The sequence below is a fragment of the Virgibacillus sp. 7505 genome, from assembly GCF_002272135.1.
Taxonomy (GTDB): domain Bacteria; phylum Bacillota; class Bacilli; order Bacillales; family Amphibacillaceae; genus Terribacillus.
This window is the reverse complement of sequence record NZ_NPBF01000026.1, coordinates 25,326-49,266: the sequence shown is the minus strand read 5'-3', so window position 1 is coordinate 49,266 and position 23,941 is coordinate 25,326. Positions and strand designations below refer to the sequence as shown.

The 23,941-nt window shown below is 42.4% G+C and carries 22 protein-coding genes; 5 read left to right on the top strand and 17 right to left on the bottom strand.

Annotation, left to right across the window (positions count from 1 at the left end; translation table 11 throughout):
- Positions 1-63 precede the first annotated feature (63 nt).
- Entirely contained in the window at positions 64-1,377 is a 1,314-nt protein-coding gene (gene celB, locus CHH91_RS11850; RefSeq protein WP_095223663.1) for a PTS cellobiose transporter subunit IIC, read from the bottom strand.
- 152 nt (positions 1,378-1,529) lie between these two features.
- Between celB and CHH91_RS11845 the strand changes: the two genes are divergently transcribed.
- Positions 1,530-1,775, top strand: a complete 246-nt coding sequence (locus tag CHH91_RS11845) for a hypothetical protein (protein WP_095223662.1) — start codon at positions 1,530-1,532, stop codon at positions 1,773-1,775.
- 65 nt (positions 1,776-1,840) lie between these two features.
- On the opposite strand, the gene CHH91_RS11840 is transcribed toward CHH91_RS11845, so the two are convergent.
- Both CHH91_RS11840 and CHH91_RS11835 read right to left on the bottom strand, forming a co-directional pair.
- Positions 1,841-2,605, bottom strand: a complete 765-nt coding sequence (locus tag CHH91_RS11840; RefSeq protein ID WP_095223661.1) for a GTP pyrophosphokinase — start codon at positions 2,603-2,605, stop codon at positions 1,841-1,843.
- A gap of 161 nt (positions 2,606-2,766) precedes the next feature.
- On the bottom strand, positions 2,767-4,947 hold the full coding sequence (locus CHH91_RS11835) for an MMPL family transporter (protein ID WP_095223660.1): 2,181 nt from the start codon (positions 4,945-4,947) through the stop codon (positions 2,767-2,769).
- Between the two features lie 223 nt (positions 4,948-5,170).
- Between CHH91_RS11835 and CHH91_RS11830 the strand changes: the two genes are divergently transcribed.
- A complete protein-coding gene (locus CHH91_RS11830; protein WP_095223659.1) occupies positions 5,171-5,713 on the top strand; it encodes a TetR/AcrR family transcriptional regulator in 543 nt (180 codons plus the stop codon).
- 165 nt (positions 5,714-5,878) lie between these two features.
- Here CHH91_RS11830 and CHH91_RS11825 read toward each other — a convergent pair whose 3' ends face one another.
- Positions 5,879-6,403: a hypothetical protein gene (locus CHH91_RS11825; protein WP_095223658.1), complete on the bottom strand. Its 525-nt coding sequence runs from the start codon at positions 6,401-6,403 to the stop codon at positions 5,879-5,881.
- A 99-nt stretch (positions 6,404-6,502) separates the two neighbouring features.
- On the opposite strand from CHH91_RS11825, the gene pdxR reads away from it, so the two are divergent.
- A complete protein-coding gene (gene pdxR / locus CHH91_RS11820) occupies positions 6,503-7,963 on the top strand; it encodes a MocR-like pyridoxine biosynthesis transcription factor PdxR (protein WP_095223657.1) in 1,461 nt (486 codons plus the stop codon).
- A gap of 70 nt (positions 7,964-8,033) precedes the next feature.
- Here pdxR and CHH91_RS11815 read toward each other — a convergent pair whose 3' ends face one another.
- A complete protein-coding gene (locus CHH91_RS11815; protein WP_095223656.1) occupies positions 8,034-8,237 on the bottom strand; it encodes a zinc ribbon domain-containing protein in 204 nt (67 codons plus the stop codon).
- 137 nt (positions 8,238-8,374) lie between these two features.
- Between CHH91_RS11815 and CHH91_RS11810 the strand changes: the two genes are divergently transcribed.
- Entirely contained in the window at positions 8,375-8,743 is a 369-nt protein-coding gene (locus CHH91_RS11810) for a hypothetical protein (RefSeq protein ID WP_095223655.1), read from the top strand.
- 94 nt (positions 8,744-8,837) lie between these two features.
- On the opposite strand, the gene CHH91_RS11805 is transcribed toward CHH91_RS11810, so the two are convergent.
- From CHH91_RS11805 to CHH91_RS11790, 4 genes are all read right to left on the bottom strand, one after another.
- Positions 8,838-10,133, bottom strand: a complete 1,296-nt coding sequence (locus CHH91_RS11805) for an aldehyde dehydrogenase (protein WP_095223654.1) — start codon at positions 10,131-10,133, stop codon at positions 8,838-8,840.
- Positions 10,134-10,323: 190 nt separating this feature from the next.
- Entirely contained in the window at positions 10,324-10,905 is a 582-nt protein-coding gene (pdxT, locus tag CHH91_RS11800) for a pyridoxal 5'-phosphate synthase glutaminase subunit PdxT (RefSeq protein ID WP_095223653.1), read from the bottom strand.
- Between the two features lie 18 nt (positions 10,906-10,923).
- A complete protein-coding gene (gene pdxS / locus CHH91_RS11795; protein WP_095223652.1) occupies positions 10,924-11,808 on the bottom strand; it encodes a pyridoxal 5'-phosphate synthase lyase subunit PdxS in 885 nt (294 codons plus the stop codon).
- 97 nt (positions 11,809-11,905) lie between these two features.
- Positions 11,906-12,451: a hypothetical protein gene (locus tag CHH91_RS11790; RefSeq protein ID WP_095223651.1), complete on the bottom strand. Its 546-nt coding sequence runs from the start codon at positions 12,449-12,451 to the stop codon at positions 11,906-11,908.
- 171 nt (positions 12,452-12,622) lie between these two features.
- Here CHH91_RS11790 and CHH91_RS11785 point away from each other — a divergent pair, with 171 nt between their 5' ends.
- Entirely contained in the window at positions 12,623-13,867 is a 1,245-nt protein-coding gene (locus CHH91_RS11785; RefSeq protein WP_095223650.1) for a hypothetical protein, read from the top strand.
- 274 nt (positions 13,868-14,141) lie between these two features.
- On the opposite strand, the gene fucO is transcribed toward CHH91_RS11785, so the two are convergent.
- The 8 genes from fucO to CHH91_RS11745 form a co-directional block, all read right to left on the bottom strand.
- Entirely contained in the window at positions 14,142-15,314 is a 1,173-nt protein-coding gene (gene fucO, locus CHH91_RS11780) for a lactaldehyde reductase (RefSeq protein WP_095223649.1), read from the bottom strand.
- 133 nt (positions 15,315-15,447) lie between these two features.
- Positions 15,448-16,953: an aldehyde dehydrogenase gene (gene aldA / locus CHH91_RS11775; protein ID WP_483372400.1), complete on the bottom strand. Its 1,506-nt coding sequence runs from the start codon at positions 16,951-16,953 to the stop codon at positions 15,448-15,450.
- A 532-nt stretch (positions 16,954-17,485) separates the two neighbouring features.
- Complete coding sequence (locus tag CHH91_RS11770) at positions 17,486-18,391, bottom strand: DMT family transporter (RefSeq protein ID WP_095223699.1); 906 nt, start codon at positions 18,389-18,391, stop codon at positions 17,486-17,488.
- 133 nt (positions 18,392-18,524) lie between these two features.
- The gene (gene lipA, locus CHH91_RS11765; RefSeq protein ID WP_095223647.1) at positions 18,525-19,445 is read right to left on the bottom strand and encodes a lipoyl synthase; all 921 of its coding nucleotides are present in this window, start codon (positions 19,443-19,445) and stop codon (positions 18,525-18,527) included.
- Between the two features lie 12 nt (positions 19,446-19,457).
- Positions 19,458-20,216 carry a lipoate--protein ligase family protein gene (locus CHH91_RS11760; protein ID WP_095223698.1) on the bottom strand — a complete coding sequence of 253 codons (759 nt, stop codon included), beginning with the start codon at positions 20,214-20,216 and terminating at the stop codon, positions 19,458-19,460.
- Between the two features lie 257 nt (positions 20,217-20,473).
- The gene (locus tag CHH91_RS11755) at positions 20,474-21,580 is read right to left on the bottom strand and encodes a 5-methyltetrahydropteroyltriglutamate--homocysteine S-methyltransferase (RefSeq protein ID WP_095223646.1); all 1,107 of its coding nucleotides are present in this window, start codon (positions 21,578-21,580) and stop codon (positions 20,474-20,476) included.
- Positions 21,468-22,772: an aminotransferase class I/II-fold pyridoxal phosphate-dependent enzyme gene (locus tag CHH91_RS11750; protein WP_095223645.1), complete on the bottom strand. Its 1,305-nt coding sequence runs from the start codon at positions 22,770-22,772 to the stop codon at positions 21,468-21,470. Before CHH91_RS11750 ends, CHH91_RS11755 begins: the two co-directional genes overlap by 113 nt.
- Positions 22,773-22,786: 14 nt before the next feature.
- Positions 22,787-23,887, bottom strand: coding sequence for a methionine biosynthesis PLP-dependent protein (locus CHH91_RS11745; protein WP_095223644.1), 1,101 nt, complete (start codon positions 23,885-23,887; stop codon positions 22,787-22,789).
- Between the last annotated feature and the right edge of the window lie 54 nt (positions 23,888-23,941).

Sequence of the window (23,941 nt, the reverse complement as noted above, 5' to 3'; positions counted from 1 at the left end):
CACAATCCTTATCTTTTCACAGCTTCTTCAGATTTAGGCTTTTCTATGTAACAAGAAGAGCAGTTACTGCTCTTCTCCTCCTGCTCTTTCTTCCGCTGCTTTTTGTTTATCCCACAGTCGGAAAAATGGGTAATAAATAAGGAAGGATAGAATTAGAATGACAATCTGCAGAATTGCACCGGATATGCTGCCCGTAATCAAATAGCCTTGTAATATAGGCGGCATTGTCCACGGAGGTACGATTCCGATTGGCTTTGCAACGATTCCCCAGTCCATAGCCAAATACGTAATCAGTACCGATATGAGGGGTGTCACTATAAAGGGTACAATCAATAGCGGGTTCATGACGATAGGCATCCCGAATAGTACCGGTTCATTGATATTGAATATACCAGGACCTATACTTAGTCTGCCAAGCTGCTTCATCTGCTGACTTTTCGCGAACAATAGCATTGCCAGCACAAGGCCCAGGGTTGTTCCAGAACCTCCGATAAAGACAATATCATTGATTTCGTTCGTGACGATATGCTGAACAGGTTCGCCAAGCTCGAAGGATTTGGCGTTTTCTGCTGTCAACGTCAGCCAAATTGGCCCTGTTACTGCCCCGACAATTGTCGCTCCATGTAAACCAGTACTCCAAAGCAATGTGATCAATAAGAAAATAATCAGTGTACCAGCAAGACTCGTTCCGATGGATGTGAGCGGTTTTTGAAGCAGTACAGTGATGACGTTGTGGATACTGCCGAATGAACCGACGTTTTCCACGAGTAAGCGGATAACCCAGATAGCTATGATGGCAAAGAATCCTGGTATCAAAGCGGTAAAAGAGCGAGCGACTGCCGGCGGTACTCCATCTGGCAGCTTGATGACCAAATTGCGCTGTACAATGAATCGATAAATTTCTGTACAAAGCAGCGCAATCAGCATCCCCACGAATAGTCCCTTACTTGTGAACATCGCTGTCTGATACGCTGTTTCGGTAATATCCACGCCTTCTGGTGTCTTGCCTATTATATACGTTACATATGGTGTGCCGACGAAATATGCTGATAAAGATACAGCACCAGCCGCAAGAGGATCCACTTTATATGACTCAGCCAAACGATAGCCGATCCCAAAAACGGCAATCAAAGTCATCAATTCAAACGTGCCGCGATATGGGTACAATAAGCTCTCCTTAAGCTGCGGCCGCTCAGCTAGGAAATCCATATACGGCTGTATCGGGAAATTGGCAAGAATTAAAAAGAAAGAACCGATGATGATAAGCGGCATTGATAAAATAAGTCCATCACGGAGTGCATTCAAGTGTCGCTGCTGCGCTACCTTCGCAGCAACTGGCATTACTTTCTCCTCCAGGAACTGATTCACTTTACTCATGACTGTACCTCCTCAGCGGATTTACAGCAGTTTATGTAAACGCTTTCAAAATGATGAGGTTTTTTCTGCCCAATTATCTTCTATATAAATCTTGATGAACTAGGTTATGGTGGAGCAGCAGATCCTTATAATTTATCAGGATGAGTTAGCCCTTGTTGAAGAAAAACTATCATATCGCTGTACCTACGGCATTTCAAGACGACGGAATTGCCGGCAATATAGCTCCTATTAAAATTCAATCATGGCTTGAAAATCTGTTGTCAGGAAACACCATACAACAGGAAGAACTGGATATTATAACTGCCACCTTAAACGCCATCTACAATGGTTCCCCAATTGTAAATGTAAAGTGGGAATTGGGTCAACTTAGGAACATGCAGAAAACCTCTCGGAAATAGTTAATATTTTAATACAGATAAAGAAAAGGTCCATTCATCAAATTACATGAACGGACCTTTTTCAATTAGTTTAGTTTCTTTGGCTTATCTATTAGCTGCTGCAGTATTCCCTGCATAATCTTGTCCCGGGTTGCAGTCAAACTGCTTAAATCGAGAACTTCATCTAATTGTTCGCTTAAGCTTTCATTCTTAAGCTCTTTCACTTCATTATGGATTTTCTCCATCTTATCATCCAATGCGGACGCAGAATCAGCCGCTGCTTTTAACTCGCTTGCCAGCCGGCTGGGTATATCTTTCTCATATTTATAGTATATTTTGTGTTCAAGACTTGCCCAAAAATCCATAGCGATTGTTCTTATTTGTATCTCCACACACACGCTTTCTTCCCGGTCCGACAAAAAGACGGGTACTTTCACGATGAGGTGCAGACTTTGGTAGCCATTTGGCTTTGGGTTCTTTATATAATCTTTTCTTTCTATTACTTCGATATCTTTTTGTTTTTCAATCATTTCGCTCAATGCATAGATATCAGACTTAAACGAACAAGTGATTCTAATCCCAGCAATATCTTTAATATTTTCCTTTATTGCTTCCAATGAAAAATCTATATTCTTTTTAAAGATCTTCTTCAGAATACTTTCTGGTGATTTCAATCGTGAACTGCAGTGTTCGATTGGATTGTAATCATGAATAATAGAAAATTCTTCTTTTAAGATATTGATTTTCGTATTCACTTCATCCAGAGCGAATTTGTATACGGCAGTAAATCTTGTAAGTTCTGTTTTCAGTTCTTTAAGCTGCGATAGATTCTCATGTGTCAGTGGCTGCATGTTAACGTTCCTTTCTTCTTGCTGCACAGAATGTTATGACGACAGAAGACGGCCTGCCCTGTTTCCATTTTAGCAGGATTGGTCAGGTTCTCAGTATATCTTTATGAACATTGTCTGTAAAAAGAAAGAGACGCTCTCCGTGAGAGCATCTCTTTTCCTAATCAGCTTGTTTTTCTTTCCTTTTCTTTATCATGAAGGAGTGCTTCCCCTTCTATATCAATGTTCGGTAAAATCTTATCGAGCCATTTCGGCATATACCACGCCGCATTGCCCATTATGGACATAACAGCCGGAACGATTGTCATCCGTACAACGAAGGCATCGAATAGGACACCAAATGTCAGTGCCATCCCGATTGATTTAATCATCGCATCAGGAGTAACCATAAAGCCGACGAATACCGACATCATAATCAATCCAGCTGCAACGACAACCTTACCACTATCTCGCATACCCGCAAGTATCGCTTCTTTCGGATCACGAGTTTGGGAGTACACCTCGCGCATCCGGCTTACAAGGAATACTTCATAGTCCATCGCTAAACCGAATAGGATACCAATCGCAATGATAGGCAGGAAGGCCAGTATCGGACTTTCTCCTGGAAATCCGAACAGGTTGATCATGTTCCCGTCCTGAACAACAAACGTAACAAACCCTAATGTTGCACCGATGGAAAGCAGGAATCCTAGAACTGCTTTAAGCGGCAGAAGAATAGATCTGAATACTAGCACAAGAAGGACATATGCAAGCCCCACGATTAGTAATGCGAAGATTGGCAGTGCATCGTTCAGTTTCTGTGCAATATCAATATTGACGGCAGCAGTACCTGTGACAAGCAATTCCATATCTTCATTGGACAAGTTCCTGATTTCATTTACGATATCTTTTGTTTCCTGGTCATTTGGTCCGGTTTCCGGTGTCACACTTATGATAAATACATCCCCGGCTTCATTCGGCATTGCTGGGGTGACTGTTTTTACGTCATCCAGCTCGCTGATATCCTGGCTGACTCCTTGTAAATCCTGTTGGACTTCTTCGATATTTTCATCATCATCGATTTTAGCAGCAACGACTAAGGTAGAATGGAAGCCTTCGCCATAAGCATCCGCCAGTATATCGTAAGCTTTCCGTTCTGTTGTATCCTCTTGTTTTGCAGTTCCGTCATCCGGGAGACCTAGATTCATATGTGTGAATGGAATAGCAATAACCAAAAGGATTGCTACAGCAAGTAATGTAACAAGCAATGGCCGTCTCGTAACAAATTTACCCCATTTATTGCTGCCAGGCTTGCTTTCTGTCGTCCGCGTGATTTTCTTAAGGAGTCGATTTCCTTTAGAAGGAGCAATTCTGTGACCAAGCATTCCAAGGATAGCAGGCAGTACCGTAATCGATACTATTACAGACAACAGGATACTGATGGAAGCCGCTACTCCCATTACAGTCAAGAATGGAATTCCTGTTACAGCAAGTCCCAACAGACCGATAATAACTGTCAATCCTGCGAATACAACGGCACTGCCGGAAGTACCTATAGCAATAGCCACTGACTCCTTGACAGAATTACCCTCAGCCAGCTGCTGTCTGAATCGAGTCATGATGAATAAAGCGTAATCTATTCCTACCGCAATACCGAGCATCGCTGCCAGCGTCAGCGAGACATTCTGCATTTCAAAGAAGTTGGAACCGATCACGATTGTCAGCAAGCTTATTCCCAATCCAATCAATGCTGATAGAATTGGCATACCTGCCGCCAAGAAGCTAGTGAACGTCACTGCAAGCACAAGGAAGGCAACAATGATTCCGACAATCTCCCCTGCACCCAAATGCATGCCAGAGAATTCTACGTCCCCAGTCAATTCTGTCTGGATTCCTGCATCGCGTGCTTCTTCGACTTTCTCCGTCACATTATCGATCGACTCTTGTGTTACTTCTGCTGCTTCATCCTTGAAAGTAACAGTACCGTAACCGACCGTTTTATCTTCATTCAGATTTTGCAGCTGAACTGGTGTTGCTACGGAGACAACATCCGAATCATCTTCTTGGATGCTGTTCAGCATATCTGTAATAACTTTATTGGATGCTTCCGAATCGAGTGCCTCACCATCCGAGGCTTTGAAAACAACCTGTACTTGCGCTCCCGCTTCTGAATCAGGGAATGCATCTCTCAGCAAATCATTGGCTTCTTCCGCCGGTGTATTGGGTATACTCAAATCCTCATTAAATGCCGTTCCCAAGCTGACTGTTACGATAGCTAAGGCAATAAGAAGTGCCAAAGCTCCGAATACGACGCTTTTTTTATAGTTTACTGCCCATTTCCCTAACCTATATAGAAGTTTTGCTATTGTAATCTCCTCCAGTGTCTTCTATTGCATACAAACATGTTAGTAGTAAGGATGCTGTGATCACAGCACGTTTGACTCTGCTTACACATTCGGATAAACTTGCTTCATCATTAACGCTAACGTTTGTACTTACATTTGTAAGTATACTAACGTATCAATATCTTTCAATAAATATGTGATAAATTGAACATAAAACGAACAGAACGAAGGGAAGTGTTAGTTTTTGAGGAAATCGAGACAGGATAGCTTATATTCGCAGCAATATATCATGGAAGCTTTGAATCAATTACTGGAAGAAAACGCTCTTGAAGATATCACGATAACGGAGATTTGTAAGAAAGCGGGAGTTGCCCGGGTTACGTTTTACAAGTACTACCACACAATTTATGATGTGATGAATGCATCTGTAGAAGTAAGTATCAAGCGTGCAATAGAGCAGCTCTCTAACATAAACACAACAGATAATATACAGGATGTCATTGCAGACATTACTGCTGGAATAGCTGCCAATCCGACTTCCCTTCAGCGTCAGATAAACGCTAATACGCATGGGGTGATTCTTGATTATTTCATACATGCAATCAGTCGCCTTTCGCAAGCAGATACCGTCTTCAGCAAAAAGCTGAACCACTCAGAGGTGTTATTCATAGCAGGCGGCATGTTCAGTATCATCATCCAGTGGTTCAAGAATGACTTGCAAGAGTCTCCTCAGTCCGTCGCGGCAATGATCATAGATTCCCTTCCTAGTTCGGCTCTAAAGAAATGAATGCAAAAGAGAGAAAGGCTGATGCTCTTTCTCTTTTTAAGTATATATAACATAAAACTTTTAAAGTGACAGCAGATGGAACAGATGAAGCTCAGGCCATAGAAGCATGATTTGCGCATAAGTCTTGATACAATGAATGCAAATTATAAAAAAAGTAATTCTCTATCAACGTTGTATCACAACATACTGCCGATCACGCCATCTGAATTTCCGAGCCAGATCAGCTATCTGATTTTCTCTGCTTATCGGAAAAGACGCTCCTCCGGAAATGTATAGACCAGCAGCCAATTGAATCACAGTATCACACTCTGTAAGTCGGTCAGCATCTTCTTCCCCATCCCAGCAAGTATATAGCTCTACCTTCTCTCCATAACACAGTTGCTCATCTACAAAGCGGAAGAGAGCTTCATAAGAGTGTCTTTCATCAGCACATTCCAATTCATACACAAACTTATTGGTAACATGCGGTAGGACAAGTTCCTTTCGACGTTCTATCGTTATACCAAGACAATCATCTTTTGTCTTATAAATAAGCCAGTACTTCTGTCCCTTCCACTCATGCATCTGTCTAAAATAGACTTTTCTCAGCTCATTTTCATCTATTTGTTCAGCAAGAATCCACAACGGATTGCTCCCATAATCACCTTGCTTGAGTCTTTTATTAGCGGCTAAATAATGCTTTTCTGTCATGTCATCCACCTGCTCCCTCGTTCATCACACCTAGTATACAAGAAACATGCTATACTAACAGCACACTATAACAAGCTATAACACATAGGAGCAGTTTATATGATTACAATCAATAAAAATGAAGCTATTCCGCTTTCCAAACAAATATATGTTTCTTTCGTAGATAAGATCCGTTCTGGTTTATTATCAGGCGGAACAAAGCTGCCAACTGTAAGACAGCTGTCTAAAGATCTTGAGGTTAGTCTCGTCACGGTTATGAAGGCGTATAAACAGCTTGAAGAAGATGGATTTCTGGAATTAAGCAAGGGAAAAGGCACGTATGTAAAAACACAGCAGCAATCAGAACCAAGTATACCTGGACAGGATTTTGACTGGCAGCTGAGCATACCCGATTATTTGCATCGTTCCCAATATGCGCGTTTTCAAGATTCGAATGCGAGTTATCATTTCTCTTCCTCTATGATAGATCCAGCTTTATTTCCGAATCAATACATGGATCAGTTGATTGCACAAGTATTTATGCAAAATCCCCGTATTCTTTCGCAGTACGGCGGCATACAAGGAGATCTGGCACTACGTGAGAAAATGGCTCAAAACATGGAGAAATCCAAAATCATAACCACGCCAGAAAATTTGCTGATCACAAGCGGATCCCAGCAAGGTATCGACCTTGTCGCCCGTACGTTTATCGGCCCTGGGGATGTTGTCATCATGGAAGCACCGACCTATCCAGGTGCCATTGATGTTTTCCGCAGCCGCGGCGCAACAATCCTTACGGTTCCGGTTGATGAAAATGGCATGCGCGTAGATATGCTCCATAGCTTATGTGAAAAACACAAACCAAAACTGATTTACACAACACCAACATTCCATAACCCGACTGGAACTATCATGCCGCTGCAGCGTCGTAAAGTATTGCTCGACATCGCAGAGAGCCATCATTGCCTGATCATGGAGGATGATCCATTCAGTGATATCTACTTTGACCGCAAGCCCCCGCTGCCGATCAAAAGTATGGATAAAACAGGACATGTCATTTATTTAAAAGGCTTAAGCAAAACGATTGCTCCAGGATGCCGGATCGGACTTATTGCAGCTTCTGGATCGATTTTTAAGCGGCTCTATGCCGCAAAAGCAAATATGGATCTTGGCAGCCCGCTCCTGCCGCAGAAGGTAATCCTCCCATTAGTGGATTCTACCAAAATGGAGCAGCATTTGAAACGACTGCGAGCTGCACTGAAGAGCCGGCGGGATACCGTGCTGGCAGTACTGTCAGAGCAGGCACCTTCAGGCGTTACATGGCACATTCCAAAGGGTGGCTTGAATATCTGGATTCAGCTGCCCGCATGGATCGACAGCAACGTTCTTTTATATGAAGCGAACAAGCGCCACGTCTCTTTTCTGACAGGATCAGCTTGTTTTGCCATCGAAAATGAGCATAGTACATTCCGTCTCAGCTATTCATATGCAAATGAAAAGCTATTACAAGAAGGTGTCATGATTTTATGCGATATTATGCAGGCAATGCACCCGGCAAGCTCTTCTTCGCCTACTTTCTAACAACTCGGCTCTCCTATAGGGATATGTTTTTTCAATGCCAAGGAAAAAGCTATCCCTAATCGGATAGCTTTTAACCAAGAAATAGATCCAAAAGATTGCTGCCCTGTGAAGATTGCTTATTATAAAATTCCGAATAACCGCATTGCGTACAAGAAATCACAAGAAACTGATTGTGCTGTACATCAAATAATTTCGATAGACCAGTTCCTGTCATCGCAACTTCCCTTTCAGAAACCTCTGTCCCGCCACACTTCACACAGCCTCTTTCTTGCATGTATGCCACTTCCTTTATTTTTTATTAATTATACGCAGAAAGTAGAATCAAGGTTTCAAATTATATCCAAATCATTACATAAATGATACAATATGAAATCTAACAAATTTAATATAATACATAAAGTGAGTGAAACTATGAAAAAAGCAGTAGTTGGTATTCTAATAGTTTGTTTATACTGTTTTCCTTATGTTTATAATTCGATGTATCAAGATTTTACTTACCGTTCTATGCTTGGCTATTTACTTATGCTTGTGGCAACTTTACTTCTTTCCTTCTTAGGGAAACTTTTTAGCCATCCAATCTATCTTATAATCGGTAATATTTTTTCGGTAATAATATCATTTTATTTCATTAGCCAAATGGCATGGAATGAAGACTGGGGAGGCTACTTCAAGCCTCTAACTCCAAATCAACTATTAATCTTTGCTAGTGTTCTATTTTTGATTCCTCAGGTAATCGCTATTCGATTAGCCAAAAAATTAAAAGATAAAATGCTAGGTTGAATTTACTTATTTCTTATTTCTCCCATTCATAGTAGTCAAATAAAAAAGAGGAGTCAGTCCCTATCGGCCATACTCCTCTTTTTTTATTTTTATATCAGCGTTTTAAAATGCTCTTGTAATGAGAGAAAGTATCAAAGCTTGCTTTACCGTGATATGCTCCCATACCGCTTGCCCCGACTCCTCCGAATGGAAGGTAGTGGGAAGTCATATGGCTGATTGTATCGTTGATTGCACCACCGCCGAATGAAATGCTGTTTACGATTTCATCCTGGAATTTTTCATCTTCTGAGAATAGATAAAGTGCAAGCGGTTTTGGCCGTTTTACAATTCGATCGATGATGTCAGCTGGATCATCATATGTGATAACTGGTAAGATTGGCCCGAAGATCTCATCCTGCATGATTGGATCATCCCACGAAATGGAATCAAGAATTGTCGGCTCAATAATAAGCTGTGAACGGTCGGATTGTCCGCCTGCCGCAATTGTTCCATTGTTCAGGAATCCTGCTAGTCGATCAAAATGTCTTTCGCTGACCACATGTCCGAAGTTCGGGTTTTGGACGATGTTATCGCCGTATGTTGCAGTTATTACATCCTTCAGTTTTTCCAACAGTGTTTCTTTCACACTGCTATGAACAAGAAGGTAATCTGGTGCTACACATGTTTGGCCTGCATTTGCGAATTTGCCGCGAGCAATTCGCTGTGCTGCTTCATCCAAATTTGCATCCTTATGAACAATTGTCGGGCTTTTACCGCCAAGCTCCAATGTCATAGGAGTCAAATGCTTAGCTGCAGCTTCTGCTACAATTTTACCGACTCCCGTGCTGCCGGTGAAGAAAATGTAATCAAAGTCTTCTTTGAGCAGTGCTGTACTTGTTTCCACTTCCCCTTCCACTACATGGAGATATTCTTCCGGGAAGTTATCATTGAATATTGTTGAAAGTATTGCTGATGTTTTCGGCGTCAATTCAGACGGTTTCAATACAGCAGTGTTTCCAGCAGCAATTGCTCCTACCAATGGGGATACCGCCAGCTGGAATGGATAATTCCAAGGTGCGATTACGAGTGCAGATCCATAAGGTTCTGGCTTGATGAAGCTTTTTGCACCTTCATGGGAGGCAGCTGTAGGGACTTCTTTTGTTTCAGCCCATGATTCCAAATTCTCTATAGTAAAGTTGATTTCAGCCAAAACCAGCCCTACCTCTGCCCGTTTAGCTTCCATTTCAGATTTATTCAAATCCTGCTTCACTGCGTCCAGGATGCTCTGTTCATGCGTCTGAATTAAATTTTTCAATTTATTTAATGTATCTATACGAAACTGTACATCTTTCGTTTGTCCGCTTCTGAAGAAAGTACGCTGACTCATTAAAAGGTCCTGATAGTTTTCCATCTTAAGGTCTCCTTTGCAATGTTGAGATGATCCACCTCATTGCATCCAATTAGTTGACGTATCAAATATTCAACGAGGAAAAATATAATACACAGCAGAATAGATTGCAAGGGATACGAATTGGAAGGGAAATGATCCACACAACAAAAAGAAGATCACAAAATGATCTTCTTTTTGGAAAAATGCTATTTTATACTTTTACAGCCGTTTCTTTTACCATCTCTAGGAAGTACCCCATCAACCGAGTATCTGCAGTAAGCTCCGGATGAAAAGCAGTCGCCAAATAGTGGCCATCTCTTGCTGCAACGATGCGGCCCGTATCTTCACTCAGCACTTCCACTCCTGGTCCTGCCTCGAGAATATAGGGCGCGCGAATGAATACTGCTGGGAAATCCTCTGCCACACCTTTGATTTCAAGATTCGTTTCAAAGCTGTCCACCTGACGGCCAAAAGCATTTCGTTCCACTGTCACATCCATCAAGCCAAGATGACTCGAATCTTGATTGTTGATCCGTTTTGCCAGCAGGATCATACCTGCACAAGTACCGAAGATTGGTTTTCCCCCTTCACCAAAAGCTCTCAATGGCTCCAGGAAATTATACCGATCGATAAGCCTGCGCATGGCAGTACTCTCACCGCCTGGCAAAATCAAACCGTCCAATTCTGCCAGCTGTTCCACTCGCTTGACGAGAATAGCTTCTGCTCCGACGGCTTCTACTGTCCGCGCATGCTCCTGCACTGCACCTTGAAGTGCCAACACACCAATTTTCATTGAGCAGATCTCCTTTCCTTACCAGCCGCGTTCTTGCATTCTGTTTTCTGGAGATAGGCTTGCGATGTCGATTCCTTTCATCGGTGTGCCAAGTCCTTTGGAAAGCTCAGCAATCAGTTTATAATCCTGATAATGTGTTGTTGCTTCAACGATGGCTTTCGCAAATTTCGCTGGGTTATCTGACTTAAAGATACCAGAACCAACAAAGACGCCATCCGCTCCAAGCTGCATCATCAGTGCGGCATCTGCAGGAGTCGCCACACCGCCAGCAGCAAAGTTTACGACCGGAAGCTTGCCTGCTTCACGAATTTGTAGCAATACATCATATGGTGCACCAAGATCTTTCGCGAATGTCATCACTTCATCCAAATCCATGGATATTAGTTTGCGTACTTGGGATTGCACCTTACGCATATGACGTACAGCTTCTACGATATTACCTGTTCCGGGTTCTCCTTTTGTACGAAGCATGGAAGCACCTTCCCCGATACGGCGGGCAGCTTCACCAAGATCGCGGCTTCCGCATACGAACGGTACAGTGAATTCCCGCTTGTTCAAGTGAAACTCTTCATCTGCCGGTGTTAGCACTTCACTTTCATCTATATAATCAACGCCCATCGCTTCCAGCACACGAGCTTCCACAATATGTCCGATTCGAGCCTTAGCCATGACCGGGATAGAAACAGCATTCAATACCTCTTCTGTAATTGTCGGATCCGCCATGCGCGCAACGCCGCCAGCAGCACGAATATCAGAAGGCACACGCTCAAGTGCCATAACCGCTACTGCACCCGCCTCTTCAGCAATTTTTGCTTGTTCTGCATTTATGACATCCATGATGACGCCGCCCTTTTGCATTTCCGCCATACCACGTTTTACTAAATCAGTTCCTGTTTTCGCCATGTTGACTCCTCCTATTTCTCTTCCGTTGTCGGAAAAGTTTGATAGGGGTATTGTACATATCATCAGGGTATAACACGCAAGGTTGGAGTATAACAATTCAATCTGTTGAATGCTTTTGCAGAAGGTGGTTGTATTCTTTCCAGAAATCTTCATACATTTCCAGGTCGAACTCCTCGTCTATCTTTTTCTCCTGCGAACTCTCGAATAATACTTTTGCTTGTTTAGCAAACTGCAAGATCTTTTGTTTATACAAAGTTTTCTTAACAGATACACTTACATTTTGGTATACGACCTTTCCTTCTGTCAGACTAGTGCTTGTAAATTTAACGAAGTCTGACAAAAACACTTCGTCACCTTTGTGCTGAACTGACCAGTGGATAGAGATTGGACATCCAGACATCAGCATCGTCCCACAACCATGGAGAATTAACCCTTCCTCACACTCTGGATGACTAATATAGTCCGCATCCAAGGTCCGAAGTAAAGCTAGTGCTGATTCACTAATTCCCCATTCTTCTCCCCTGCCAGCTTGTGTAATGACAGTACCATCCACTTCTAAATATAATTCTCCATGTGAGCATAAATCTTCTTCCTCATTGGAAAGCCAATATTGTGTTTCTATTCTCATGTTAAATATAGTCATTTTTTTACCTCTGTATATTCTGTTTATTAATCGTTCCGTAAAGATATTGATATACACCATCATTATCTACTAATTTTAATTAAAAAAGGAAAATTATTTACTTAAAATAAATACTTCCCTCTATAATAGGTATTATGAACCAAAATGAAAATAGAGAGGGACAAAAGACATATGTTCTCAAAGTTATTGACTGTAATAATAGCAGCTGCAGTACTTGGTGCAGGAGGTTATTACACGTACACTGAAATTATCAATCCTGAAAAAAAGGAAGCTGCAGCAGAAACACCCGCTGCAAAAGAAGAAGAAAAAGTAAAAGAATTCACAGATGATGAAGTTAAAACAGCAGCTGAGAAAAGTGTTGAGCAAGTGTATGACGCATTCCAAAAAGGACAAGAGGAATACGGTTTTGTAAAAGGCAATTATGATATAGATAAATTGAATGAGATTATCCAGCCTGTTGCAACGGAAAGTTTCTTAGAAAATAAAATGCCAGAATTAGCCGAAGCTACATATTGTGAATGCGATGCAAATCCAAAACCGAACCTTGCTTTCGATTCACGGGTAGAGATTACAAAAAAAAATGAGAATTATATTGTGACAGCAATAGCGGCTGGGAATGATATGGACAATAATGCATATGTCTACACGATAAAACTAGTTAATGACAAGAACAAGTTGAAATTAGATGATTGGTCATCCGAACAACCCAAAGAGGATCTTAAATTGACTTCTGATGAAGCTGCTGCACTTCTGCAAGCTACATACGAAGATGATTTTGAAAGTATCTCCGAATATGATGCAGATGGAGACAAGATTTACGTTTTCACTAATAGCACCAATTGGGAAATAGGCGTCAACTCGACAAATGGCATGCTGACACAAAGTACTGCTGAACAAGAGACTACTGATAACGATGCCTCTGCAAGTGATTCTACTGTTACAGAAGAGCAAGAAACAGAGGAAGAGTCAGTTGAAGAAGTATCTAATGAAACCGAAACATCTGAAGAAGATAACTCAGTGGAACCGGAAGAAGCCGCTGAACCTACAAAATCAGAAACTGTATCAGAGGAAACTACAACGGAGAATCTTTCCGACTATAATGGTTTCTGGAGCACAGGTAATAATGACGGATCACCTTACATGAACTTTGAAGCGATTGATGAAAATACAGCTCAAGTGAGGGTTACATCCGATCAACCACCAAACGCAATCCGCATGGCATCTGTGGAGGGAACAATTGCAATCACTGATAATCAAGCTACACTTCATTATGATGAGGACGGTCAAGGGAACCAGGGAGATATCCACTTCGTATTTGGCGATGGACAAATAACTGTCACAACAGCGTTGACGCAAAAGGGGGAAAGTCCCTTCTGGATGTTCTTTGATGGTACACATGTCTTGTATCCTAATTAATTTATTCTGTTATTATTTTTTCTATATTTCCAATAAGACTACCTAAACGTACACATCATGCTCTTTTAAAGAGCAATAACTTATCTGAAGTTGATAAATTATAATAAATCCACCAATAAAAAAGGTATACGTAAACGTTTGTGTTTGCGTATACCTTTTCTTCATCTAGAAATTTAAAGACATTTTATTTATTTAACTTCTAAGTGATAAAGTTTAGACATATTACCTATACCTCTAACATTTTGTTAGGTTGACATATTGATAAATTCAGAACTTATTTATTTTTCACAGGAAGTGAGAAGGCAGTTTTATAAACCTCAAGAATCGACTCTTTTGTACATGGACGAGGATTACCTCCTGTACACACATCAGCCATAGCAGCTTCTGCCAACGCATCGAGATCTTCCTCTTTCACACCAATTTCGTCCAATGTTTGAGGAATATTAAGGTCAATGGATAATTGACGGACAGCTTCGATAGCAGCCTGACGATATTCGTCTTGCGTCATATCATCAACTCCTTCAACCCCCATTGCACGAGCGATTTCCTTGAACTTTTCACCAGTGTAATCCTTGTTGAATTCCAATACATATGGCAGCAGTACAGCATTGGCTATACCGTGAGGCGTATTATAGAATGCGCCTAATGGATGAGCCATACCGTGAACCACGCCAAGACCTACGTTAGAGAAAGCCATGCCTGTCATATATTGACCAAGAGCCATGTCTTCGCGGCCCTTTGGATCGTTATTGACAGCATCCCGAAGCGAACGGGAAATCAATTCGATAGCCTTTAAGTTTAACGTATCAGCAAGCTCCCAAGCAGCTTGTGTCGTATAACCTTCAATGGCATGTGTCAGCGCATCCATCCCAGTGGCAGCAGATAACCCATGCGGCATGGAGGACATCATGTTAGGATCAACGACAGCAACGATTGGAATGTCGTGCGGATCGACACAAACGAATTTCCGGCGTTTCTCTTCATCCGTAATAACATAGTTGATGGTAGTTTCAGCAGCTGTTCCGGCTGTTGTAGCAACAGCAATCATCGGAACTGCTTTGTTTTTTGTTGGAGCAGTGCCTTCCAAGGAAACAACATCTGCAAATTCCGGGTTATTGATGATAATACCGATACCTTTTCCAGTATCCTGAGGAGAACCTCCCCCAATAGCTATAATATAGTCGGCACCCGCATTTTTAAAGGCCTCGACACCAGCTTTAACGATAGCAACAGTCGGATTAGCTTTCACTTGGTCAAAGATGTCATATGGCAGGTTAGCGTCATCTAGTAAATCAGTTACCTTTTTTACTACACCGAACTTAACTAAATCAGCGTCCGTAACAATCAATGCTTTTTGGAATCCGCGATTTTGCACTTCACCAACGATTTCGTTAATAGCTCCAGCACCATGGTAACTAGTTTCATTCAAGATAAAACGATAAGCCATTTTCAAAGACCTCCATTTTTTTTAATAGACTAGTTAATTCCTTTTTGTTGCTTCATATAGCTATGTGCATATTGACCTCTTGTACTTCCCGTCATACGATGTAGAAAATTCCAGCTTGTTTTTAATGACAAAATTATTTCTTCTCTTGGTTATACTGCAGATACACAACATGTGTTTGCAGGTACTCGTCTAGTCCGTGTTTTCCATCAGCTCCGCCAATACCGGATTTTTTCCATCCGGCATGGAATCCTTGTATTGCTTCAAAATTTTCACGATTGACATATGTCTCTCCAAACTCCAATTCCTTGCTTGCACGCATGGTTACATCAAGGTTTTGTGTATAGATAGATGACGTTAAGCCAAATTCACAATCGTTTGCCTGTTTTAAGGCATCGTCTAAATCCGTGAATGTCGCAATAGGAAGAACAGGACCGAAAATTTCTTGCTGCATAATGTTCATCTCATTGGTTACATCTACGAGAACAGTTGGTTCATAGAAGTACCCTTTATCTCGGGCAGCACGTTTACCGCCTGTCAAAATCTTGGCACCATCAGCTACTGCCTCTTGCACCATTCGATCTACAGATTCAAGCGCATCATTGCTAATAAGAGGTCCCATATCAATATCACCATCAACTAATGGGTTACCATAGCTTACTTCTGCCATTGCTTTTGTTACCTTTGAGATAAACTCTTCAGCAATATTTTCATGAACATATACACGTTCCGTACAGTTACATACCTGCCCTGTATTAATGATGCGAGAATCGATAACGGAACGCACCGCTAGATCCAGATCAGCATCATCCATAACAATCGCTGGCGCTTTCCCTCCCAATTCCAACGATACTTTTGTAATATTATCTGCCGCAGCACGCATCACAGCTGCTCCAGCATTATAACTTCCTGTCAAACTAACCATGCCTATATCTTCATTTTTCGCCAATTCTTGACCAACGGTACGTCCACTGCCTGTTACGATATTGATAACACCTTTAGGCAGACCCACTTTTTCAATAATCTTTGCAAACTCCAAAGCATTATTAGGGGATAAATCACTTGGCTTCAAGACAATTGTATTCCCCGTGACTAAAGCAGGCGCTGCTTTACGAGCAACGAGGAAAAAAGGAAAATTCCAAGGTAAAATACCGGCAATAACTCCAATAGGCTCTTTATGAACAAATATCTGTTCATTTGGCCGATCACTTTGGACTATTTCTCCTTCATAGCGTCTTGCCCACCCAGCCATATAATCGATGTAATCGGCTGTAAAGTTTACCTCTGTTTTAGCTAGAGCCAGCGTTTTTCCCATTTCCTCTGATATTGTTTGTGCTAAGATTTCTTCGTTATTACGTATCTCTTTAGAAATTTCCAGTAAGTAATTCCCTCTTTCAAAGGCGGGTATTTTCTTCCACTTTTTCTGTGCACGCTTAGCTGAGTCAATTGCTGCTCTTACATCTGTAACAGTTCCTCTAGGAATCTCTGAAATAATTTCCTCAGTAGCAGGATTCACAACGTTTAGTGTTTCCTGGGAACTAGAGTCTACAAATTCACCATCTATGAACATTTGATACTTCTTCGTAGTAATCTCCATAGTTTTTCTCCTTTCAAATATCGCACTCAATGCAAGCGCTGTCATTTTTTAGTATCATTGATACGTTTTAACTGACTTATATAGTCAAATTCATCTAAGATGTCAGGAAATAAAAAAGGAGTCAGGTTCTTTTAGGGGCCGAAAAGATATTAAGTACTGCTTATCTTTTATAAACGATGCTGTACTAGTCAAAGAAGTTTAGTTGAAAAACTGCGTATGCCAAATTCATCTAAGGGGTCAGGAGAAAAAAGTACATAGCTCCTTCTAGATAGTTCAATTAGAAAGATTTTCGAGGAGGTAAAATAGTTATTTTTATCGTTTCGTTTATACGGTCAGCTTTAACCACCTTTCCTTTTTTTGACATCTAATCATCTAGTCATCAGATGACTAAATATCTACTGCTATTTAAACATTAACTAGATATATTTGTCAATTTGTAACTTATGAATTTCCCTATGTAATGTGAATTTCTAAACTATCTCTTTGGTTCCAGTATTGTCTTCTTATTAATCAGACAAATAAAAGGAAGCAGTCCCATTTGCGGGCGTGCTTCCTTTCTACTATTAGTTCTTATCTGTTAACGTACTTCCTGTTTACTTTCTTCTTCCACCACACGATACTCACTACTTTGTCGAATCAAAAACATAAGAACTCCAACCAATGCAATGGCTCCCCCAACAATTTGCAATGGACTTAGCTTCTCCCCTAATAACCAGACAGCCAGAAGGGTTGCACCTACCGGTTCACCCAAAACACTCATCGAAATCGTAGTCGAATTCACATAGTTCAAGAGCATATTGAATATGACATGCGCTACTGTCGGGAAAATAGCTAACAGTAAGAATATCTTCCACTCATCGAAGTCATAACCGCGAACAGGAACCCCGGTCACTAGATTATAGATATTGAGCCATACAGCTGCTGAAAGGAAGACACAGAAACTGTATATCCAATGTGATACTTTTTTTACATTGTTCTGCCCGATTAATAAATAGCCAACAACAGCAATTACACATAGCAAGGATAAGAGGTCACCGATCAAAACGGATGGCGTTTGCAAACCGAAATCTCCCCACCCTACCATCACAACTCCAATAATCGAGATACCGATAGTCAAGATTACAGCTTTTGACGCCCTCTCTCTATAAATCAGAAATCCCCCTATCATCGCGACAATCGGCTGAAGTGAAAGAATGATCGTCGAGCTTGCCACAGTCGTCAGTTTCAAGGAACTGAACCAGAGAGCAAAATGCGCTGCAAGACATGCACCTGATAATATGAAGGCCAGCGCTTCTCTTCTTCCAATCTTTTTAAACTCCTTTCTTTTTATCCATACAATCGGAGCCAGCAAAAGACACGCTAAATACATTCGATTCATACTGAGGATAGTAGCCGGTGCATCAGACCATTTGACGAAGATGGCCGCGAAAGAAATGGCCACGATGGATATAACTAATAAAATGGCAGTTTGATTTTGTTTCATATGCAGCCCCTTCTCAAGCTTTATAATAATGATATCGAGTACATTCATTCTAGCTCTTCGCTTGCCAAATTGTCTTGATAAAATTTTAACTTTTGATAAAAAGAGGTCATGCATGATATGCATGACCTCTTTTTTACGAACAGCCGCCGAACTGGCGCTGTCTCGCTTCTGGATTTACTTGTTCATCTGCATGATAGGAGGATCGTACCATCGGGCCTGATTCGCAGTGACGGAAGCCCTTCTGCAGGGCAATTTCCTTCAGTTCAGCAAATTCATCTGGATGGTAGTACTTCTGTACTTTCAGATGCTTGAATGATGGCTGCAAGTATTGGCCGATTGTCATGATATCAACACGATGTTCCAGCAAATCATCCATGGCTTGCACAATCTCTTCTTTTGTCTCTCCCAAGCCCAGCATGATGCTTGATTTTGTTGGTGTGTCCGGAGAGATTGTTTTGACACGGTCAAGTAATTCGAGTGAGCGGTCATATGTTGCACGATGACGGACAGAAGGAGTCAATCGTCGTACTGTCTCGATATTATGGTTGAAAATATCCGGCTTGGCATCCATCAGTGTCTTGATGCTTTCATACGTTCCTTTCATATCGGACGGCAGTACCTCTACTGTTGTATTAGGCATCCTCCGGTGAATGGCACGTACTGTTTCCGCGAATACTGCTGAACCTCCATCTTCCAAGTCATCTCTGGCAACAGCTGTGACAACGGCATGACGCAGTCCCATTTTAGCAACAGAATCCGCGACACGCTCTGGTTCTGCCCAGTCCAGTTCTGTCGGCTTGCCTGAAGTAACCGCACAGAAGCGGCAGCCTCTTGTACAAATGGAACCAAGGATCATGAATGTTGCCGTTTTCCGGACCGACCAGCATTCATAGATATTGGGGCATTTCGCCTCTTCACATACAGTATGTAAATTCATTTCCCGCATCATTTTCTTCAAATCCATATAGTCTTCATTCGTGTTGAAATCAATCTTCAGCCACTCGGGCTTACGGAGCATACCTTCCCGACGTTGCGCCATCGTTTTTTTTACCATTTTCGTTCCTCCTTAACGTGCATATAAGAATTCGTGATTTTGGTATTTCTCTTTGGCAAGTTCTTCGATTGTTTTTAGTTGTACTTCATCCAGTTCAAGTCTTTCGAATGTTACACCTAATCCCTTTTGAAAACCATCATAAAAGGCACCTCTTATATCTTCCATAGTTGTCTGCACAGAGATAAACTCCTGCAGACTGGCAGCTTTGTTCCTAAAGCTCTTGTAAGCACGCTCTTTGACACGGTCACTTGGGTATAGGAACAATTCCAGCAAATCCTCTTGCTTCAGCCATATTGGAATCGATCCGTGCTGGAGGATGACACCTTTTTGCCTCGTCTGAGCACTTCCGGCTGCTTTCTTTCGGTCCACATTGATCTCATACCAAGAAGCTTCCTCAAAGCAATTTGCTGTCCCCTTCGGCTTCGAGTCAGCAGGTAAAGCGAATTCCGCTTTGATGCCCAGATTTTCAAAGCCGATCAGCAGCCCTTGTGATAAAACTTTGTACGCTTCTTTGATAGTCGATGGTACTCCTGGATAATCCTCCGATACGATAATGCTGTACGTCAGTTCCTGATGATGCAGTACTGCTTGGCCGCCAGTAGGCCGTCGGACCAGTTCAAATCCTCGCTTCTCGATTTCTTCTAAATTGAATTTGTTTGTCTTTTGGAAATACCCAACGGAAAACCCGCCAGGATTCCAACCGTAAAAACGTAACACTGGGGCGATCCGTCCCTCGCGGTGCCATTGCATAAGCATTTCATCCGCCGCCATATTAAAGGCAGGCGAATGATCACCGTCGTCCCAGAAAACCCATTTCCGCACGCTGTCACCTTCTCATTTACAAAGTTCAAATAATATTAACAATTCAATTCTAACGAACGGCAAGACGGTGAAGCAACCGCTTTCTCAAAAGCCTACTTTCCTACTAGGATTAAATACTCCCAATTACTTACCAATTCCCAGAGTACTTACTTAACTGTGAGGATCTTATGGCAAGTAAAAAAGCCGTCAAAATGGACGGCTTTTTCTCACGCTTGGGGCCAAACAGTCTTCGCAACATCGACGATGAAGCGCAGTTTCTCCCATTGTTCTTCTTCAGTCAATTTATTGCCATGATGTGTGGAGGCAAAGCCACATTGCGGGCTTAAGCAAATCTGATCAAGAGGGATATACTTTGTTGCTTCTTCAATCCGGCTGATTACAGCATCCTTATCTTCCAGTTCCCCAAATTTTGAAGTTACAACGCCTAGAACGACTCTTGGACCATCCTGCGGGATATACTGAAGCGGTTCGAATGTACCTGATCGCTCATCATCATACTCTAGGAAGAAACCATCGACTTTCTCTTTTGCTAACAGATCCTTTGCAATCAAGTCATAGCTGCCCCCGAACATATATGTAGAGCGATAGTTTCCTCGACAGAGATGCGTCGTCACAGTAAGATCCTCCGGCTTACCTTCCAATACACCATTGATCACCCGGCGTGCCAAATCAATCAAGAACTCTCTGGAATGCTCTCCATCGAATTTCGCATCAGGAGAAGATAGTGTAGCAATGTAAACATCATCTAGCTGCAAATAGCGTACCCCTGCATCATAAAATGCTTGGATGGCATCTTTGTAAGTCTGAATAACATCAGCTGCAAAATCCTCAATATCCGGATAAATGGAGTGATCACGAATATCTGTATGGAAGAGCTGATTCGGACTAGGAATTGTCTGTTTAGCTACCGCCCTTCCCGCAACGATGTCTTGGAATACCTTATAGTCCTCGAGGAAAGGATGATCAGGATTGAACGAAACTTTGCCCGTATTTTTAATGTTATATCGTTCTGTTTCTTCTCCTTTGAACAGGTAACCAGTGTCCGGAACATAACCTGTGATGCCGTTAAGATGTTCCAAAAAGTCTGTATGCCAGAATCTTCTCCGGAATTCTCCGTCTGTCACAAGCTCCAAGCCGACTTCAATTTGCTTGTCTACGATTCTTTTGATCTCTGACGTTTCGATTTCGCGAAGATCTTGTTTACTGATTTGGCCTTCTTTGAATTGCTGTCTGGCCTTGTGCAGTACATCTGGACGAAGCAGGCTCCCTACGTGATCTGCTCTGAATGGTGCCGTTTTTGTTTTCGTTGTCATGTTCATCTCTCCCATTTTTTAGTTTTCTACTTTTTTCTATTACGCCTTCAGCAGCCTTCAAGGCCTGCAGCAGATCTTCCATGAGGTCCTCCACATGCTCCAGGCCAACAGATAAACGTAAGAGCCCATCTGTTATACCTCGTTTCTTTCGCTCAGCTTCAGGCATGGAAGCATGTGACATCGAAGCTGGATAGGAAAGGATGGATTCCACAGCGCCGAGACTGACAGCGAAAATAGGAATGCGAAGCTGTTCAACAAAAATCTTTGCGTGTTCCCTGCTTGGCAGAGCAAATGATACTACTGCTCCATTTCCACTGGCCTGCCCGGTATGTATGTCATGTCCTTTATGAGTGGGCAAGCCAGGGTAGAAGACATCTTCCACAAGCGAATGCTCCTGCAGGAACAAAGCTATCCTCTCCGCCGATTCCGATGACTGACGCAATCTTGTACCTAACGTCTTTATTCCTTGGAGCAGCAAATAGCTATCTTGAGCTCCGAGAATAGCACCAAATGTGTTCTGGATGAAAGCCAGTCTTCCTGCGAGTTCTGTATCCTTAGTGATCAGCAGTCCTGCGATAATATCACTATGCCCTGAAAGAAACTTCGTTGCACTATGGATGACTACATCCACACCGAATGCCAATGGCTGCTGATACAGCGGCGTCAAAAATGTGTTGTCCAAGAAAGTTAAACAATCATGTTGCTTTGCTATCTGGACCACGGCCCGAATGTCAGTCACCTTCAAACACGGATTGGACGGTGTCTCCAAGTAAATGACCTTCGTGTTTGGTCGTACAGCTGCTTCTACAGCATCCAAATCGGTTAGGTCAACAAAGGAATGACTGATCTGGAATTTCGGAAGGATCTCTGTCACAAAACGATACGTTCCGCCGTACACATCCTCGGTCACTATCACATGATCCCCTGCTGACAGCAGCATGAATGCGGAGGATATTGCTGCCATGCCAGATGAAAATGCGAAAGCATCTGTACCTCCCTCTAGTGTAGCTACCTTCTGCTCCAGCGCTTCTCGTGTCGGGTTACCAGAACGACTATAATCGAATGGACCGAAATCATCGAAGCTTTCCTGGTGGAAGGTAGACGATAGATAAATCGGGACGTTCACCGCACCTGTTTGCTGCTCTTTGTGTAATCCCCGTATACATGTCGTTTCTGAATGTTGTTCTCCCATATGATGATGGCCTCCTAATCCAGTTTGGCGAATGCTTGCTGTAAATCACCAATCAAATCCTCCGCTTCTTCAATCCCGACCGAGAAACGAAGCAGACAATCGCAAATTCCTCTGGCCTCCCGTTCCTCAACAGGGATGTCTGCATGTGTCTGGGTTGTAGGATATGTGATAAAACTTTCCACTCCGCCAAGACTTTCGGCAAAGGTGATGATTTCCAGGCTTCGAAGGAATGGATCGACCCAGCTGCTTTCCTGGACCCGGAAGGAAAGCATGCCGCCTTTTCCTGTATACAGGACGTCTTTCACTTTCGGCTCCTCTGCAAGATAACTTGCGATGCGCTGTGCATTTGCTTGATGCTGCCGCATTCGAAGCGGCAGCGTCTTCAAGCCTCGGATGAGAAGCCAGGAATCGAGCGGAGACAAGACAGCTCCCGTACCGTTATGCAATGCAGCTAACCGGTCTGATAGCTCGATGCCTTTACTCACAACAATTCCGGCTAAAACGTCGTTATGGCCGCCAATATATTTCGTTGCACTATGGATGACAATATCTGCTCCTTCTGTAAGCGGCTGCTGGTAATAAGGTGTCAGAAACGTATTATCCACAATTAACAGCAGGTTGTTTGCTTTTGCCAGCTGCGCATAGGCAGCAATATCAATTTCCTGCATGAGCGGGTTTGTCGGTGTTTCAAGGAAAATTGCTTTTGTATCGTCCGTTATCAATATCGCAGTCTCTTCGACGGAATGAAATGGTGTATAAATTGGCGAGACGTCATAGGCGTCTGAATAGAAATCAAACAGCCGATAGGTGCCTCCATAAATATCCTCCGGCACCAGCAGGGAATCGCCCGAACGGAAAAGTGACAATACAAGCTGGATTGCCGCCATGCCTGAGCTGCACGCAAATGCCTGATCGCCTTTTTCCAGCTTTGCAAACCCTTCTTCCAGAACTGATCGAGTGGGGTTCTTCGTCCGTGAATAATCATATCCTGTAGATTCGCCGATTCCTGTGTGTGCATAAGCCGTGGACAGATAAACTGGCGGGTTGACTGCCCCAGTTACTCCATCACTGCGATTTCCAAGCTGTACAAATGCTGTTTCTAAACTATTTCCCATACCGCTTCTCCCCCTCCTCTTCAACAAAAAAAGAACCTTCTCCCCAAAAAGGAA

Bases quoted from the DNA above. Each gene is read 5' to 3' on its own strand.
- CHH91_RS11760 (WP_095223698.1), bottom strand. From the start codon at position 20,216: ATGGCGGCGGATGAAATGCTTATGCAATGGCACCGCGAGGGACGGATC.
- CHH91_RS11825 (WP_095223658.1), bottom strand. From the start codon at position 6,403: ATGACAGAAAAGCATTATTTAGCCGCTAATAAAAGACTCAAGCAAGGT.
- CHH91_RS11745 (WP_095223644.1), bottom strand. From the start codon at position 23,887: ATGGGAAATAGTTTAGAAACAGCATTTGTACAGCTTGGAAATCGCAGT.
- CHH91_RS11785 (WP_095223650.1), top strand. From the start codon at position 12,623: ATGTTCTCAAAGTTATTGACTGTAATAATAGCAGCTGCAGTACTTGGT.
- fucO (WP_095223649.1), bottom strand. From the start codon at position 15,314: ATGGCTTATCGTTTTATCTTGAATGAAACTAGTTACCATGGTGCTGGA.
- celB (WP_095223663.1), bottom strand. From the start codon at position 1,377: ATGAGTAAAGTGAATCAGTTCCTGGAGGAGAAAGTAATGCCAGTTGCT.
- CHH91_RS11750 (WP_095223645.1), bottom strand. From the start codon at position 22,772: ATGGGAGAACAACATTCAGAAACGACATGTATACGGGGATTACACAAA.
- aldA (WP_483372400.1), bottom strand. From the start codon at position 16,953: ATGACAGCGCTTGCATTGAGTGCGATATTTGAAAGGAGAAAAACTATG.
- CHH91_RS11805 (WP_095223654.1), bottom strand. From the start codon at position 10,133: ATGGAAAACTATCAGGACCTTTTAATGAGTCAGCGTACTTTCTTCAGA.
- CHH91_RS11770 (WP_095223699.1), bottom strand. From the start codon at position 18,391: ATGAAACAAAATCAAACTGCCATTTTATTAGTTATATCCATCGTGGCC.
- CHH91_RS11815 (WP_095223656.1), bottom strand. From the start codon at position 8,237: ATGCAAGAAAGAGGCTGTGTGAAGTGTGGCGGGACAGAGGTTTCTGAA.
- CHH91_RS11810 (WP_095223655.1), top strand. From the start codon at position 8,375: ATGAAAAAAGCAGTAGTTGGTATTCTAATAGTTTGTTTATACTGTTTT.
- pdxS (WP_095223652.1), bottom strand. From the start codon at position 11,808: ATGGCGAAAACAGGAACTGATTTAGTAAAACGTGGTATGGCGGAAATG.
- CHH91_RS11790 (WP_095223651.1), bottom strand. From the start codon at position 12,451: ATGACTATATTTAACATGAGAATAGAAACACAATATTGGCTTTCCAAT.
- lipA (WP_095223647.1), bottom strand. From the start codon at position 19,445: ATGGTAAAAAAAACGATGGCGCAACGTCGGGAAGGTATGCTCCGTAAG.
- pdxT (WP_095223653.1), bottom strand. From the start codon at position 10,905: ATGAAAATTGGTGTGTTGGCACTTCAAGGTGCAGTGCAGGAGCATGCG.
- CHH91_RS11840 (WP_095223661.1), bottom strand. From the start codon at position 2,605: ATGCAGCCACTGACACATGAGAATCTATCGCAGCTTAAAGAACTGAAA.
- pdxR (WP_095223657.1), top strand. From the start codon at position 6,503: ATGATTACAATCAATAAAAATGAAGCTATTCCGCTTTCCAAACAAATA.
- CHH91_RS11755 (WP_095223646.1), bottom strand. From the start codon at position 21,580: ATGACAACGAAAACAAAAACGGCACCATTCAGAGCAGATCACGTAGGG.